Consider the following 13,641-nt stretch of genomic DNA (forward strand, 5'->3'; position numbering starts at 1 on the left):
CCCATATTCCAAATATCCCCTTTATTTTCATATAAAGGTTTCGACCGCAACCATAAACTTCTATAGTTCTAAAGAAAATGGACGAAAAACGAAGAAATTCTAAGAAAACGTTAATTTAAAGAGGGAGGAAAAAAATGGGGAAAGGTATTATTTTCGATCGCTTTCTATATCCTGCATTTATAAGCAATAAATTTAGAGGCTAGGGGGAGGGCAACAATGGCCAAAAAATATATACATACGATTAATATAATTATAGGTGTACTGGCTGTAGGATTTAGCCTTTTCTTAACCTGGGCGGTCTCAGCTTTTGCTCCAGAAGAAAATGCTGGGGTGATTTTTATTCCGATATTGGTGACAGCCGTTTGGTTTATAGGATACATGTTGCAAATTAAATATAATACTTTAAAAAATGTATTGATTACACTCCCTGTCGAAGTTATTGTAATTTACCTGATAATTACACAAATCTCATCAATTATAAGTTGATAATCACATTTAACTCCCCACGTTTCAATAATGTGGCGGGTTAACATCAAAACATGGAACACCCCAAAATTCATCAGGATTTGAATTTGCCGCACTTACTTCATTGTTTGACAAAAGTTCTTCTCCATAAAAAGTAATTTCAGGGTGAGTAGTCTCTACATCATTTTTATGAACCAGCTCATCGTCTTCAAATTTAAGTTTATGTTTCACAATTTGAGCATCGCTTTTCCTAACTACTTTGGCCCTAGTTACGAAGTTCACATTGTTTAATTGTTGGTTTTCATAACGTGTGATTTCATCTTTTGAAAAAACACCGTAGTGATTCATTTAAAAACTGAAGATGAGCACACCGTTTCACATCATATACGCACACCGTGCGACATGGTAGGAACGGAGGTATGGCGTGTGAGATCGTGCGCACCGGGTGTCAATGCGGTTTGTTATTAAGAGCGTACGGTCTCGTTCGTGGATATAATTGACTGTTGTTTTTATGTTGGATAGACTACACATAAAAGGATGAAAATTCTATTACATCTATATATTGGAGAAGGGTTGGTGCGTTTCAATGGGGTAATGCAACATGAAACATCTTACCTTTTTTATCTCTGCGTTGTGCTTTTGTCATTTGTTACGAGGGGGAAATTCGAACGTATCGAAAAGAAAAGAACTAACCTCAAAGCAGAAGTCGAGATAATGAAGGATGAGCGTAAATTGTAATTGTTCAAAAAAATCGTTTAATAACGATTCCACTTTTTCTTAATAGTTAAGAAATGGTGGATTTTTTGTTTTCTAAACATTTTTATATTTACCCATAAATTTCTCTTTAGTGAATAGGCAGTAAAAACCCTAAATTAATATGTGAAATTTCTCGAACTGATTCGAAAGAGAACAGAGGAAGGGTTCACCGTTATATGGAAGAACCTGATATTAAAATTGCAAAAAACAACCATTCGGGAGAACGGGTTTTAGAAAAAGTCAATTATCCTACGTATTTAGAAGAAAATAAAGGAGGAGAGATTGGATTTGTAAACACTATGAAGAGAGATAGATTTTTTGATTTATCTATGGATGATATAGATTTAAAGACATAAGATATAAGAAGTAGGAGTTGAGTCTTTGTTTAAAAAAGTGTATGCCGTATTTGTTATTGAATTTATTAGACTTCTGTTATGGGTGTTATTTTCCCATCCAGCTAAAAAACGTGAGAAAAAAGACGTTAACAATAGTATTGAAGATCTAATGAAACTCACACAACAAAATTTAGTTAAATCTCAACGTCTAAATCAAGACCTAACTAAAGGGCCGGTACCAGGACCTACTAAATCAATTAAGAAATTAATAAATGCATTTGAAAAAAACCGGTATTTATTAGAAGAAGATGAGCAGGAATTTTATTTACAAGTAGCAAGAGTTTGGGCAGGGGGGCTTTTCAATAATTATTATATAGCATTGATTTGTAGTGGAATCTTTTTGGTTACTTATTTAAGTACTTTTTTACTTTATCCTTACCTTAGTGGATGGAGTACTATTATTTGGATGATGATATTGTTTTTTAGTGCAATTATTGGAATTATTAATGCTTTATGTATTGAAGGAGGAATAAAATGGCTCCTTCTACTTCTTAATGTCTTTTTCTTTATTATATTTATTATGATAATGAGTTGACCTTAAGATGGAGAAACCAGGGGGTGTATGCGACCAAAGTAAAGACTGGCTTATGCAACGTAGAGGAAGTCATAGAAGTTCCTTCTCTCGTGTTACTTCTCTTATTCTCCAAGACCGACAGAGAACGTCCTCCTCTGTCTCCTATACATGTTCATTCTCCAACCGTGTTCCACCCTCGTTGCTATCTCTCATATATTCAATGCTTTAAAACAACGGTCATTCATTAACGGGTGGACGTCGAACACCTATATCAAGGCCCAGCTTCCTTTATAACGTAAGGGGACGGGTTTTTTATTGTTCTATGCTATACTAACGCACCTATTATAAAAGTAGAGGACGGAGAGGGGTGATGCCAAAGGAACTGTTTTTTTTAGGATCGATAAGGGAAGAGGGGTGAGAGGAGGGACACAAAATGACTATACTTAAAATAATAGGACCTCCTATTTTTCTTACCGGAGTGATTTTAGTATTAGGTCCACTTTTTGATTATAATATAGCGGAACGTATAAGTGCAGTTATTGTAGCTACCTTATTTTGTTATTTGCAAATTTTTATATCGAATAAGAAAAGTCAGAATAGTTTTAAATTTTAGTTAAATATTTATCTAAAAGCACTATATTTTTGTATTGAGTTACTGTGTTATCGTTCGTAGGCAAATATGAAGTAGTAACTAGGGTGTATAAGACTATTGAGAAGACTTCCTTCAGGTAACGTGGAGGAAGTCATAGACGTTTATTCTTCTTGTAGCTTTTTTTTGCGTTCTTTTAGAGCCGCTATTCCTATGAAAATAAGTGAAAAAGAAATAAGAATACTTGAAATTATTGTAATTTCTACATAAAAATATAAGAAGAAAAATGATAGAAGCCCTATAGTTATATAAAAATGCGCCATTTTCTTACTAAATGATTTATAAGGCGGATTTGCTTTCATTAAATGAGCTTTTGTTCTCAATATTTATCCCTCTTCCTTTTTAATTAAATGTAATCAAAACCAGCAGATTGAGCGCCAGCCCTTCCGCCAGCTACGTTGCCAGCAATTGCTCCAGGAATTCCAAGACCTCCGAATCCGGCAAGTCCAACTGTAATATCTGTATCTGTAATGCCTGGATTACATTCTAGGGGACTCTGCCAAAAAATTGCTTGGGTGTACCGTCTGTAAGGTTCGGGAGTCTTTCTATGCAAGTTGCTAAAGAAAGTAAGAAACGTAAAAAAGCCACTTACTAACGATCCCTTAAATCAATAAGGTTTCTATTGTGCAATCAATGAAGAGCAGGAGTTCATGAGGAAGATGTTGGAAGTGACTGACATCTAGTATATCAAGAAAGAAGTGAATGGAAAAGGATGCAGCTACTCAGATGTTGCAACAATGACGAATACGGACGTCCGCACGGTAAAGAAATATGCAGGCCAGGAAGGTTTCGTCTTTTGAACAGAACTAAAAAAGAATCAACCAGCCGCTGTCATGGGTTTCGTAAAACCGAAGATTGTTGAAGGGTGATGGTTTCAGAGTTTTTGAAAGAAGCGTGTGTACCTAAGTGTCGAGGAAGAAGAAGGAGTTAATTGAGGAAGGGGAATATGTTTTTTAGATGGGTTAAAACGATTCTTCGATCAAACCTTTAGAATAATAATCGGTAGTGTTATCACGTACATATGATGTTGTATAGTGGGGAGGGGGGAGTTGTCAGTGAAAATACTTCAAATAGTGCTGGGGGTCATCATAACTATCCTGGCCGGGTATAGCCTCATAACCGGTATGACTGATATCGGACCTTACCTTCTGTTGTTGATGAGCGGGTTGGTTATCCTCATAGGGATCAACGAATATCAAAAGCGGAAACCGGCTGCTTTCACACTTTTTCTTTCCGCAGGTTTTACTATCTTTGTGGCAGTTTATATTTTATAGACCATCTGTACCTTCAGGAGAGAAGTCACTCTTTATGATTGAATAGTTGGAGCCCGGAAAGAAGGAGGATGTTACTTTGAAAAACCTGTATGTTCATCTTTTGAACGTAACTGCTTTGGTTTTATTAACTGTTTTTAATCTTTTTGCTTATCTCGGGTTGAATTTCACTCCATTAGATGAGCCTCTTACAGCGGAATATACTCATCTGGCCAGCTTTTATGTACTTTTAGGGAGTTTTTATTATTTACAACTACAGCAAATCTCACGGGTTAAATTTATAATTATTATCATGATTGAATTTTGTTGTATTTATACGTGGGCTTTGTTTGGGGAAGGTGTACTGGAACCTTTGATTGAGTAGTGCTTAACGGTTTCTTTTGAACGGAAATTTCTTTGAGCTGCCCGTTGTAGAGTCAGCAGCCATAAATCTCCGAACTTTGAAGCAAGTGATATAGTTTATACTGTATATTCTTAAAAGAAGGGTGACTTTTATGCAAATTTATTCTATTGAAAATGCAAAACAATTCAATGAGGAGCAATTCACTAAAGTCAATCTGATTAAAAATGACCACAGTACCGCATTCGTGCTGAACTTTTTACCTGGACAGCATATGAAAGCGCATAATCATCCACATCGTGAATTGTATTTGTACGTTATCGACGGAGATGGGATCTTCTTAATCGACGATGAAGAAGTAGCGGTGTCAGCAGGTGATGTGATTTATTGTGACTCCAAGCAGCAGCTCGGTTTTACCAACACCAGCGATGCGCGCGTTTCGATTTACGCAACGATGACAAAATTGCAGGACTGATACAGCGGGTGAACTGCAAAATTAAACCTTGAAAATCTATGTATGTGAACTGTTAGAGGTGGAGGAAAAGTCCCCACCTCTTTATTTATGGTTATAAGAAATTTCACAACGCAGGATTTGGCATATTCGTTCAGGGTTAAATGAATTGATAAAAGAGAAGGTGAAGGGATTATGAAGGTAGGGCAAATGTTCGTCAGTCTGCTTTTTTTGTTTTTGCTTACCGCTTGTCAATTAACCTCTGACGCCCCGGAAAACGTGTCAAAAGAAAAGGAGAAAGATACTATGAATCAACAATTAATCGACTCCGCTCAACGTGGGGAGACGAAGAACGTCCTGGAGCTTCTGGAAAATGGTGCAGATATCGATGCAACGAATGAACAGGGAGTGACCGCTGTAATGGCAGCAACCCGTGAACATCACACAGGTACTGCAGATGCCCTTATTCAACGAGGAGCGGATATTGATATACGGAATAACAATCAGGATAATGTACTTTTATATGCAGGGGCAGAAGGATTTCTTGACATTGTGAAACTTGCAGTTGAAGCAGGAACTGATACGACACTAACGGACCGGTATGGAGGAACGGCACTTATACCTGCTGCAGAAAGAGGTCATATTGACGTCGTGAAAGAGCTTTTAACCAATGCTGATACAGATGTTAATCATATTAATAATCTGCACTGGACAGCATTATTGGAAGCGATCATTCTAGGGGATGGCGGCAGGGACCATCAAAAAATTGTACAGTTATTGGTGGACTACGGGAGTGATCTCAGTATTAGTGACAGGGAAGGTGTAACGCCTTTACAGCACGCCAAAAATAATGGATATCAGGAAATTGTAAGTATACTAAAAGAATCGGGAGCCTGATGTGCACCACTGGAATGAAGCTGCACGATAGAAAAGGGGTCCGTGTTTTTAAGGGTTACTTTACGTATTAAATGGAGAAGGGATAGGTAAAATATGAGTTCCACTTTTTGGATAACAAACGCACGTTTGGAGACCGGTTACCAATTCAATAATGGCATCGTTTCAGGGACGAAAACGGAATGTTTCCACCTATTAATCAAAGACCAGAAAATTGCGAAGCTTGTATCTTCCACTGAAACGATAACTGATGATTTACCAAAGAAAGATGCGAACCAACTGCTGGTGCTCCCGTCGTTCATCGAAAAACATTGTCATTTAGACAAAACATTGCTTGGGGATCGATGGCGTCCTGTACCCTCCGTCAATAATATCTTTGAGAGACTTGAAATTGAAAAAGAGGTTATGTCGTCCCTGGAAACTAATACAAAAGAACGTGCAGAAAATTTACTAGAATACTATGTAAACTCCGGCGTAACCCATGTACGTACCCACGTAGATATTTATCCGGAAGTTGGTTTGAAAAATCTGGAGGACGTCCAACAAGCATTACAAACATTTGAAGGAAAACTATCCTGTGAAATAGTTGCCTTTCCTCAACATGGTTTATTGCAAAACAAGACGAAGGATTTAATAAAGAAAGCGCTTGGTCGCGGGGCGGACTTTGTAGGCGGAGTTGATCCGGCTACTATAGATGGAGATATAGAAGCCTCTTTACAAAGCATGGTGGAACTGGCTGTAGAAGGGAACGCAGGAATTGACTTGCATTTACATGACCCGGATCATCTCGGGATTTTCACAATGAAACGATTGGCTCAGTTAACGAATGAAGCCGGTCTGCAAGGAAAGGTTGCGATCAGTCATGCATTCGGACTCGGAGATATTCCGATATCTCAAGCAGAAGAAATAGCAGAAATATTGGCTGAGGCGGGGATCACGATTATCTCCAGCGTTCCGATTGATCGAAAGTTTCCTCCGATAAACTTATTGCGTGAGAAAGGAGTAGCAGTCGCCGTAGGATGCGATAATATTTTTGACGTCTGGTCTCCGTTCGGTAATGGAGATGTGTTAGCACGCGCCAGTCGTTTAGCAGAAGTTTCAGGATGGACAGATGAACAATCGTTAGCTCAGACCCTCTCTTTTATAACCGATGGGAAGACCCCGCTTAATGCCAAAGGGACACAGGTATGGCCAAAACCCGGAGACGAAGCCAGTATCGTTTTTGTTGAAGCTTCTTGTTCCGCAGAAGCTGTTGCAAGAAAGTCGAGGCAAGTGGCTACCATCTATAAAGGGAACATAGTATCAGGTTCTTTGAAAGAGATAAGAAATAACTGAAAACCTGTATATCTGTAAAAAACATTTCCCCAAAACGTCAGTCTTATGAGGCAGACGGTTTGGGGAAGTTTGAAACATTATAATTTTATGAACGGGATTGCATTGATTTTCTTATAATTTTCCGGCCGTGTATCCGCCGTCCACCGGAACCGTCACACCATTGATCTGCTTCGCAAGATCGGAGCATAAAAACGCCACAACGTTCCCCTGATCTTCCGGTGTGGACATTTCTCCTGCAGGCAATGATTCCAGCACGCCGTTATATTGTTCGGGATGGTTTTCTGCCCATTTTTCGATGGCCGGTGTAATGGTTGCGCCCGGAGCGATTGCGTTGATGCGTATGCCCTGTTTTCCGTATTCCAGTGCCACAGACTTCGTCAGACCGACGACTCCGTGCTTTGATGCAGTATATGGTGTCATTTTTGCTGAACCTTCCAATCCGGAACCTGAAGCGGAGTTGACTATCGAACCGCCACCTGTTTCCAGCATTGCGTTAATTTGATGTTTTACGCAATAGAAAACACCATATAAGTTTATTTTAATCGTTTTATCCCAGTCAGCGGATTCCATTTCGCCTATTTTGACCTGGCCGGCGTTAATACCGGCGTTATTGTGGGCGATATCGAGTTTACCAAAAGCGGACACCGTTTCATCCACCAATGCTTTCACTTGATCTTCATCACTGACATCACATTTGAAAAATTGTGCTTCGCCGCCCTCATCGGTAATCATTTTAACGGTTTCGTTTCCGCCTTCTTCGCTGACATCAGAAACCATCACTTTCGCTCCGGATTTTGCCAAAGCGATCGCACTGGCACGACCGATGCCCGATCCTGCTGCAGTGACTAATCCTGCTTTACCTTTAAGTAATTCTGTCATAACAATCTCTCCTGTAAGTAGATTTGTAAGAGGAAGCACATGCTTTCAGGTACATGTTATTTTATAATCTGTATAACAACTAAAGTTTATCATTATAACCGGTGATTTTCGAAAATCATGATCTACCGGCATGTGGGGGGACCGTCTTGATTAAAATAGTAGATATAACCGACCCCGGAATTGCAGAAGAAGTGTTGGATATTCAACTGCTTTCCTACAATAACGAAGCGGAACTGACCGATTTCTTTGATTTACTCCCGCTGAAGGATACAGTGCATTCACTGCAACAGTGTGAGGAAACTTTCTTCGGGTACTATGCAGGAGAAGAGCTGTGCGGGGCAATTTCTGTGAAAGTGGAAGACAGCATCATTGATATACATCGATTAATGGTACACCCTGATCATTTCAGAAAAGGTATTGCTACAAAGTTGTTACGCTTTATAGAGGAAGGAGCGGACTTTGAAGCAATGACAGTGTCAACCGGATCTGCCAATGAACCGGCAGTCAATTTTTATTTGAAACACGGGTTTGTAAAAACAGGGGAGTCCAAAATAACAAGGGAGTTTTCAATTACCTCTTTTAAAAAAATGCTATAAGGGAGTTCGTTTTCAAAATACATACGTTAAAGAAGCAAGTTTCCTCAAACATTAAAATCAAGAAAAGTATATTCACTTAATACTTAGTAGCAACTCCTAACATTTAAACAAAAAACACTCAATCCCTAGACAGGATTTATGAAAATTTATGAATCGAAATACAAGAGATTGAACAAATGTTCTTATTCATTTAATTCCCCTCGTCTCTGAGGTAAAATGATAGGGAGGAGGGGTGTTTTCGTGAGTCACAAAAATAATCCTAAAAAATTCGCATTGAATATGAGCGCAGCTCAGTTTACCAAGTTTTATATTATGCATCTGCTTCAGGTGAAACAGCCGATGATCAGCGAGCACTTCAAAAAGGAATTCAAAACCTTAACGAAAAACTGGATACCGGCGCCTTCCACGCTGCTTGATACTTTACATGAGATGACGGAAGAAGGGCTTCTGGCAAGGAAGGAAGACTATAAATCCTATGACAAGAAGCGGCAGAAGGTGTATTGGTACTATTTGACCGATGCCGGGAGAGAAGAGTTCGAAGTCCTTAAGAAGAGATATAAAATTCTCTTTGAAGAGCAGCAGCAGATTTTAGACAAAATAATGCGTGACGTGTATAAATAAACAGGAGGATGTACAGTGATACTCAGTGTGTTGGATCAATCACCGATTTCGGACGGGAGTTCGCCAGGGGACGCGTTAGCACAGACGACAGAGCTGGCACAGTTCACGGAATCCCTCGGTTATCACCGGTACTGGGTGGCCGAGCATCATAATACGAACGGGTTGGCCAGTGCCGCTCCGGAAGTAATCATAAATACGATTTTAAGTAAAACGACGAACATAAAAGCAGGGTCAGGGGGAGTGCTGCTGCCACAGTACAGCCCGCTGAAAGTTGCCGAAGTGTTCCGTACACTTGAAGTCTTCTATCCGGGCCGGGTGGATCTCGGTCTCGGAAGATCTCCGGGAGGAGGACAGAAGACGAGGGCGGCTCTGACTGATGGAGTGAACAAGCCGCTCAGTTCTTTTCAGCGGCAATTGAAGGAACTGCAGCATTTCCTTTATGATAACCTTCCGAAAGGCCACGATTATTATGGAGTAAAAGCAAAACCGGCATCGTCGACGATTCCCGACATGTGGGTGCTCGGTCTTTCGGAGCGGGGTGCCCGGCACGCGGCGAAGCAGGGGACAGGCTTCACCTACGGCTATTTCATCAGCCCCGACGCAGTGGAAGAGGCATTGCAGACATACCGCGATAAGTTTGAGCCCTCCCTGCAGCTGAGCGAGCCTTCCGTGAATATGTGCGTCTTTGCTGTATGCGCAGACACGGAAGAAGAAGCGGAGTATCTGGCCAGGAGTCAGGATATGTGGTTACTCCAGGTGGAAAAAGGGCTCGATACGAAAGTATACGCGCCTGATGAGATCGATTTTGATAATCTGACCGGGGAAGAAATAGACAAAATACAGAAAAACAGAAAACGAACCATCATAGGCACCCCGGAAAAGGTTGCCAGAAAATTACAGAAGTTATCCGAATCGTACCAAGTGGACGAGTTTCTTCTTATAACGAATATTTACGATTTTGAAAAAAAGAAAGCATCTTATCAAAAAATCAAAACGGCTGTCGATCATTTGCATCGGTAATACAGCCCGAAAGGAATTGTTATGAACCTATCTATTATCGGAACCATTCAGAAAGCGGAAGTCACCGGTGACGCTGAAGTTACCGTACAGGGAGAGACACTCCCGCTGGAGACGTCTGATGGCGCTCCGGACGTGAATACGGAAATAGAGGTATTCTGTTACCTGAATAAAAACGGAGATCTCGTCACGACGGATTCATTACCGGCAGCTACTGCGGATTCGTACGGATGGGCGGAAGTCGTAAGTATCCTGCCGCACCTCGGAGCATTCGTCCATATAGGAGTGGAGGGCAAAGACATTCTCGTCTCCAAAGATGATCTGCCTCTGATGAAGGCTGTGTGGCCGAAAGAAGGAGACTTCCTGTTTGTTACGCTGGAGACGGATAAGAAAGGAAGACTCGAAGCTAAACCCATTTCGGAAGATGAAGTAATGGGAGAACTTGATAAAGCCCCTGAAGATATGCTGAACAAAGAAGTCGGCGTCCGTGTGTATAAAGCTGTAAAAGCCGGTTCTGCTGTACTGACGGAAGAAGGATATCGCGGGTTTATTCATCCGACGGAGCGGATCGCGGAACCGAGGCTCGGAGAAGACTTAACAGCAAGAGTAATAGCCGTTAAAGAAGACGGCACTTTGAATTTGTCCTTGAGACCCGTAAAAGCGGTCAGCCAGAAAGAAGATGCGGAAGTGATCTACGAGTATTTAGAAGAAAATGACGGCGTTATGTTCTTTACGGATAAAAGCGATCCGGAAGATATCCGGGCGACATTCGGCATCAGCAAAGCTGCATTCAAACGAGCGTTAGGAAAGCTTATGAAAGACAATAAAGTGATTCAGCAGGAAGACAGAACAGTCATTAAACATTCGTGACGAAGACAGGACGGTAGGGATCAGCGGAGATGATAGATATTCTGCTGATCTTGTCTGTATATAAAAGAGGGGGAGTATTAATAATAAATAGTCAGAATCCCTCTCTTGATAATAAAATATTTTAGTTTACATAATATATATTATAGGAAGTTAAGTGGGAATGCTTTTCTCTGTCTCATAAACTAAGTATACTTATGATAGTGAGACAAAATAGAATTTAACAAGCTCCCTGATACTTACGTAACGGGAGCTGTTTTTATTTGGCTATAGCAATCGTCTTCTTATAGATCTCAAGAATCTGTTCGGAAGGTTTCTCCCAACTGAAATTCTCAGCCTCTTTTCTGGCATTTTCACTGAGATGTTCCAGCAGTTCGGGGTCTTCCAGCTGTTCCACAGCATCTATCATGCTTTGAGTGTTCTCGTTTTCGAACAGTATACCGGTTTCGCCGTCTACTACCTGTTCTTTCGTAGGACCACTCTCAGCTGCTATTACCGGCAGTCCGGATGCCATAGCTTCAAGTATTACGAGTCCAAGCGTTTCTGTCACCGATGGAAAAATCATCGCGTCCCCACTTGCAAACGCCTCTCTGAATTCTTCTCCGTGCAGATTCCCCGTAAATACCGTTTTCGTCCCTTCAAACTCTTTCTCAAGCTGCTGACGGATCGGTCCGTCCCCGATGATAGCCAGGGAAACGTCTTTTCGCTTTTCCAACAGAGGCTTTATTTTATGGATCTCTTTTTCCGGGGCAAGACGTCCGACGAATACCAGAAGTTTATCCCCCGGATTCCCGTTGGATAATCGCTCTCTCATACTCGTGCTTTCGTGCTTCGGATGGAAATGGTCGATAGCAACGCCCCGTTTCCATACTTCAAGATTGTGTATGCGCTTTTGCTGCAGCTCTTTCAGTATCGTTTGCGATGTACATACGTTTGTATGGGCATAGCTGTGCAGTTTCTTGAAATAAGCCCAGAAAATCGGTTTGAAAGGATAAAGATTATAGTAATCCAGGTATTTCGGTACGTGTGTATGATAGGATGCCACGAGCGGAAAACCTAATTTGTTGGCATAATATACTCCGGAGACCCCTACTAAAGCAGGATTGACGACGTGAACCACGTCAGGATTATGTTTTTCCAGCAGGTCCTTCACTTTTCTGCTCGGAAGGGAGAAGTATTTGGAAGAGTATACGGGCAGCTTTGCAGGTTTTATGCCCTCCACAATCGCTCCGTCAAACTCTTTCACCCCGAGATCGGGAGCTATAATGACCACTTCATGCCCTTTTTTATGAATATAAGTAATAGCCTCCTTCAGACGGGTGACCACCCCGTCTGTAGAAGGCAAAAAAGTTTCTGTGACTATAACGATTTTCATAAAGGTCCCCTTTTACTTCCAGGTGACAGACGGAAGAACGTTGTCTTTAATAACACGATCTTTATGTTCAATCACCGTCTGGAGCATGTCTTTGATGACTTCGTCTGTCAGAAGGTGTGGTTCCAGTCCGAGATCACGAAGTTTCGTATTGACCGCACTATAGTAATGGTCTTCTGCTTCCACCCTTGGATTCTCCATGTTATCAATGGAAACATCGATACCTTCTTCTTTGGCTACCTTCTGAACTTTGTCTGCGAGTTCCTTGACGGAGAACCACTCCGTAAACTGGTTGAATACGCGGAATTCACCCGGTTCGGCAGGGTTTTCGGCCGCAATTTCTACACAGCGGACCGTATCCTCGATGTTAAGGAAGGCACGCGTCTGTTTACCGGAACCATAAACGGTCAGGTCATGTTCGATAGCTGCCTGGTTGATGAAACGGTTAAGAGCCGTTCCATACACCCCGTCGTAATCCAGTCGGTTGTTCAGAACAGGGTCCTGCTTCGTTTCTTCGGTATGTAAACCGTAAACGATTCCCTGGTTCAGGTCAGTGGCACGGATACCCCAGATTTTACAGGCGAACTGGATGTTGTGACTGTCATGAACTTTAGAAAGATGATAGAAGGATCCCGGCTGTTTCGGGTACGGAAGAGTGTCTTTTCTTCCTTTGTGTTCGATTTCAATATACCCTTCTTCAATCTCGATGTTAGGCGTACCGTACTCACCCATCGTCCCGAGCTTAATAAGATGACAGTCCGGTGCCAATTCTTTGATAGCATAAAGTACGTTCAGGTTCCCCATAACGTTGTTCGTCTGAGTGTACACCGCATGTTCACGGTCGATCATGGAATAAGGTGCAGAACGCTGTTCGGCAAAGTGGACGAAAGCGTCCGGTTTGAACTGGGTGAAAACCTGTGTCAGGAAGTCATGATGGTTGAGGTCACCCACGAACGTTTTGATTTCCTTACCGGTAAGCTCTTTCCACTTATTCACCCGTTCTTCGAGTGTGGCAATAGGTGTTACCGAGTTCGAATGCAGTTCATTATCGATTTTACGTCGTACTAAATTGTCGAGGATTGCTACGTCATGACCCTGCTTGGATAAATACAAAGCAGTAGGCCATCCACAGAAGCCATCTCCTCCGGCTACAATGATTTTCATAAATATCTTTCCCTCCTAAATCAACATACATCTATAGAATAACATTTTCTTCAGT

General features: G+C 41.4%; 18 protein-coding genes. 13 read left to right on the forward strand and 5 right to left on the reverse strand.

What is annotated here, in order from left to right:
• The first annotated feature begins 216 nt into the window (after nt 1-216).
• Nucleotides 217-486, forward strand: a complete 270-nt coding sequence (locus CKW00_RS11855; protein ID WP_095822743.1) for a hypothetical protein — start codon at nt 217-219, stop codon at nt 484-486.
• A gap of 24 nt (nt 487-510) precedes the next feature.
• On the opposite strand, the gene CKW00_RS11860 is transcribed toward CKW00_RS11855, so the two are convergent.
• Nucleotides 511-813 carry a hypothetical protein gene (locus CKW00_RS11860; RefSeq protein ID WP_095822744.1) on the reverse strand — a complete coding sequence of 101 codons (303 nt, stop codon included), beginning with the start codon at nt 811-813 and terminating at the stop codon, nt 511-513.
• 584 nt (nt 814-1,397) lie between these two features.
• On the opposite strand from CKW00_RS11860, the gene CKW00_RS11865 reads away from it, so the two are divergent.
• From CKW00_RS11865 to CKW00_RS11875, 3 genes are all read left to right on the forward strand, one after another.
• Nucleotides 1,398-1,577: a hypothetical protein gene (locus CKW00_RS11865; RefSeq protein WP_095822745.1), complete on the forward strand. Its 180-nt coding sequence runs from the start codon at nt 1,398-1,400 to the stop codon at nt 1,575-1,577.
• A gap of 25 nt (nt 1,578-1,602) precedes the next feature.
• Nucleotides 1,603-2,151, forward strand: coding sequence for a hypothetical protein (locus tag CKW00_RS11870; RefSeq protein ID WP_095822746.1), 549 nt, complete (start codon nt 1,603-1,605; stop codon nt 2,149-2,151).
• A gap of 412 nt (nt 2,152-2,563) precedes the next feature.
• Complete coding sequence (locus CKW00_RS11875; protein WP_095822747.1) at nt 2,564-2,743, forward strand: hypothetical protein; 180 nt, start codon at nt 2,564-2,566, stop codon at nt 2,741-2,743.
• Nucleotides 2,744-2,883: 140 nt separating this feature from the next.
• Here the strand turns inward: CKW00_RS11875 and CKW00_RS11880 are convergent, their stop codons facing one another.
• Nucleotides 2,884-3,081, reverse strand: a complete 198-nt coding sequence (locus CKW00_RS11880) for a hypothetical protein (RefSeq protein WP_143544248.1) — start codon at nt 3,079-3,081, stop codon at nt 2,884-2,886.
• Nucleotides 3,082-3,834: 753 nt separating this feature from the next.
• On the opposite strand from CKW00_RS11880, the gene CKW00_RS11885 reads away from it, so the two are divergent.
• The 5 genes from CKW00_RS11885 to CKW00_RS11905 all read left to right on the forward strand — a co-directional run bounded on the left by CKW00_RS11885 (nt 3,835) and on the right by CKW00_RS11905 (nt 7,070).
• A complete protein-coding gene (locus CKW00_RS11885; protein WP_008587671.1) occupies nt 3,835-4,053 on the forward strand; it encodes a DUF3953 domain-containing protein in 219 nt (72 codons plus the stop codon).
• Nucleotides 4,054-4,129: 76 nt separating this feature from the next.
• Entirely contained in the window at nt 4,130-4,414 is a 285-nt protein-coding gene (locus CKW00_RS11890) for a hypothetical protein (RefSeq protein ID WP_093104749.1), read from the forward strand.
• Between the two features lie 130 nt (nt 4,415-4,544).
• Nucleotides 4,545-4,865, forward strand: coding sequence for a cupin domain-containing protein (locus CKW00_RS11895; RefSeq protein WP_095822749.1), 321 nt, complete (start codon nt 4,545-4,547; stop codon nt 4,863-4,865).
• A gap of 282 nt (nt 4,866-5,147) precedes the next feature.
• A complete protein-coding gene (locus tag CKW00_RS11900; protein WP_095822771.1) occupies nt 5,148-5,738 on the forward strand; it encodes an ankyrin repeat domain-containing protein in 591 nt (196 codons plus the stop codon).
• A gap of 93 nt (nt 5,739-5,831) precedes the next feature.
• Nucleotides 5,832-7,070, forward strand: a complete 1,239-nt coding sequence (locus CKW00_RS11905; protein WP_095822750.1) for an amidohydrolase — start codon at nt 5,832-5,834, stop codon at nt 7,068-7,070.
• Nucleotides 7,071-7,181: 111 nt separating this feature from the next.
• Here the strand turns inward: CKW00_RS11905 and CKW00_RS11910 are convergent, their stop codons facing one another.
• The gene (locus CKW00_RS11910; protein WP_095822751.1) at nt 7,182-7,949 is read right to left on the reverse strand and encodes an SDR family NAD(P)-dependent oxidoreductase; all 768 of its coding nucleotides are present in this window, start codon (nt 7,947-7,949) and stop codon (nt 7,182-7,184) included.
• Between the two features lie 146 nt (nt 7,950-8,095).
• On the opposite strand from CKW00_RS11910, the gene CKW00_RS11915 reads away from it, so the two are divergent.
• The 4 genes from CKW00_RS11915 (at nt 8,096) to CKW00_RS11930 (ending at nt 11,053) form a co-directional block, all read left to right on the forward strand.
• A complete protein-coding gene (locus tag CKW00_RS11915) occupies nt 8,096-8,545 on the forward strand; it encodes a GNAT family N-acetyltransferase (protein ID WP_095822752.1) in 450 nt (149 codons plus the stop codon).
• A 240-nt stretch (nt 8,546-8,785) separates the two neighbouring features.
• Nucleotides 8,786-9,166 (forward strand): PadR family transcriptional regulator, encoded by a 381-nt coding sequence (locus CKW00_RS11920; protein WP_095822753.1) that lies wholly within the window; start codon nt 8,786-8,788, stop codon nt 9,164-9,166.
• A gap of 15 nt (nt 9,167-9,181) precedes the next feature.
• Nucleotides 9,182-10,186 carry an LLM class flavin-dependent oxidoreductase gene (locus CKW00_RS11925; RefSeq protein WP_095822754.1) on the forward strand — a complete coding sequence of 335 codons (1,005 nt, stop codon included), beginning with the start codon at nt 9,182-9,184 and terminating at the stop codon, nt 10,184-10,186.
• Between the two features lie 21 nt (nt 10,187-10,207).
• Nucleotides 10,208-11,053 carry a CvfB family protein gene (locus tag CKW00_RS11930; protein WP_095822755.1) on the forward strand — a complete coding sequence of 282 codons (846 nt, stop codon included), beginning with the start codon at nt 10,208-10,210 and terminating at the stop codon, nt 11,051-11,053.
• A 256-nt stretch (nt 11,054-11,309) separates the two neighbouring features.
• Here CKW00_RS11930 and CKW00_RS11935 read toward each other — a convergent pair whose 3' ends face one another.
• Nucleotides 11,310-12,425, reverse strand: coding sequence for a glycosyltransferase family 4 protein (locus CKW00_RS11935; protein ID WP_008587692.1), 1,116 nt, complete (start codon nt 12,423-12,425; stop codon nt 11,310-11,312).
• Nucleotides 12,426-12,437: 12 nt separating this feature from the next.
• Entirely contained in the window at nt 12,438-13,586 is a 1,149-nt protein-coding gene (locus CKW00_RS11940; RefSeq protein WP_095822756.1) for an NAD-dependent epimerase/dehydratase family protein, read from the reverse strand.
• Nucleotides 13,587-13,641: the final 55 nt, after the last annotated feature.

Origin of the sequence: Salimicrobium humidisoli (genome assembly GCF_002295105.1) — a bacterium.
Taxonomy (GTDB): domain Bacteria; phylum Bacillota; class Bacilli; order Bacillales; family Halobacillaceae; genus Salimicrobium; species Salimicrobium humidisoli.

What these genes read in the sequence shown, in the direction of transcription:
- CKW00_RS11855 (WP_095822743.1), top strand. Translation starts at nt 217, where the DNA reads ATGGCCAAAAAATATATACATACGATTAATATAATTATAGGTGTACTG.
- CKW00_RS11860 (WP_095822744.1), bottom strand. Translation starts at nt 813, where the DNA reads ATGAATCACTACGGTGTTTTTTCAAAAGATGAAATCACACGTTATGAA.
- CKW00_RS11865 (WP_095822745.1), top strand. Translation starts at nt 1,398, where the DNA reads ATGGAAGAACCTGATATTAAAATTGCAAAAAACAACCATTCGGGAGAA.
- CKW00_RS11875 (WP_095822747.1), top strand. Translation starts at nt 2,564, where the DNA reads ATGACTATACTTAAAATAATAGGACCTCCTATTTTTCTTACCGGAGTG.
- CKW00_RS11880 (WP_143544248.1), bottom strand. Translation starts at nt 3,081, where the DNA reads ATGAAAGCAAATCCGCCTTATAAATCATTTAGTAAGAAAATGGCGCAT.
- CKW00_RS11895 (WP_095822749.1), top strand. Translation starts at nt 4,545, where the DNA reads ATGCAAATTTATTCTATTGAAAATGCAAAACAATTCAATGAGGAGCAA.
- CKW00_RS11900 (WP_095822771.1), top strand. Translation starts at nt 5,148, where the DNA reads ATGAATCAACAATTAATCGACTCCGCTCAACGTGGGGAGACGAAGAAC.
- CKW00_RS11905 (WP_095822750.1), top strand. Translation starts at nt 5,832, where the DNA reads ATGAGTTCCACTTTTTGGATAACAAACGCACGTTTGGAGACCGGTTAC.
- CKW00_RS11910 (WP_095822751.1), bottom strand. Translation starts at nt 7,949, where the DNA reads ATGACAGAATTACTTAAAGGTAAAGCAGGATTAGTCACTGCAGCAGGA.
- CKW00_RS11930 (WP_095822755.1), top strand. Translation starts at nt 10,208, where the DNA reads ATGAACCTATCTATTATCGGAACCATTCAGAAAGCGGAAGTCACCGGT.
- CKW00_RS11935 (WP_008587692.1), bottom strand. Translation starts at nt 12,425, where the DNA reads ATGAAAATCGTTATAGTCACAGAAACTTTTTTGCCTTCTACAGACGGG.
- CKW00_RS11940 (WP_095822756.1), bottom strand. Translation starts at nt 13,586, where the DNA reads ATGAAAATCATTGTAGCCGGAGGAGATGGCTTCTGTGGATGGCCTACT.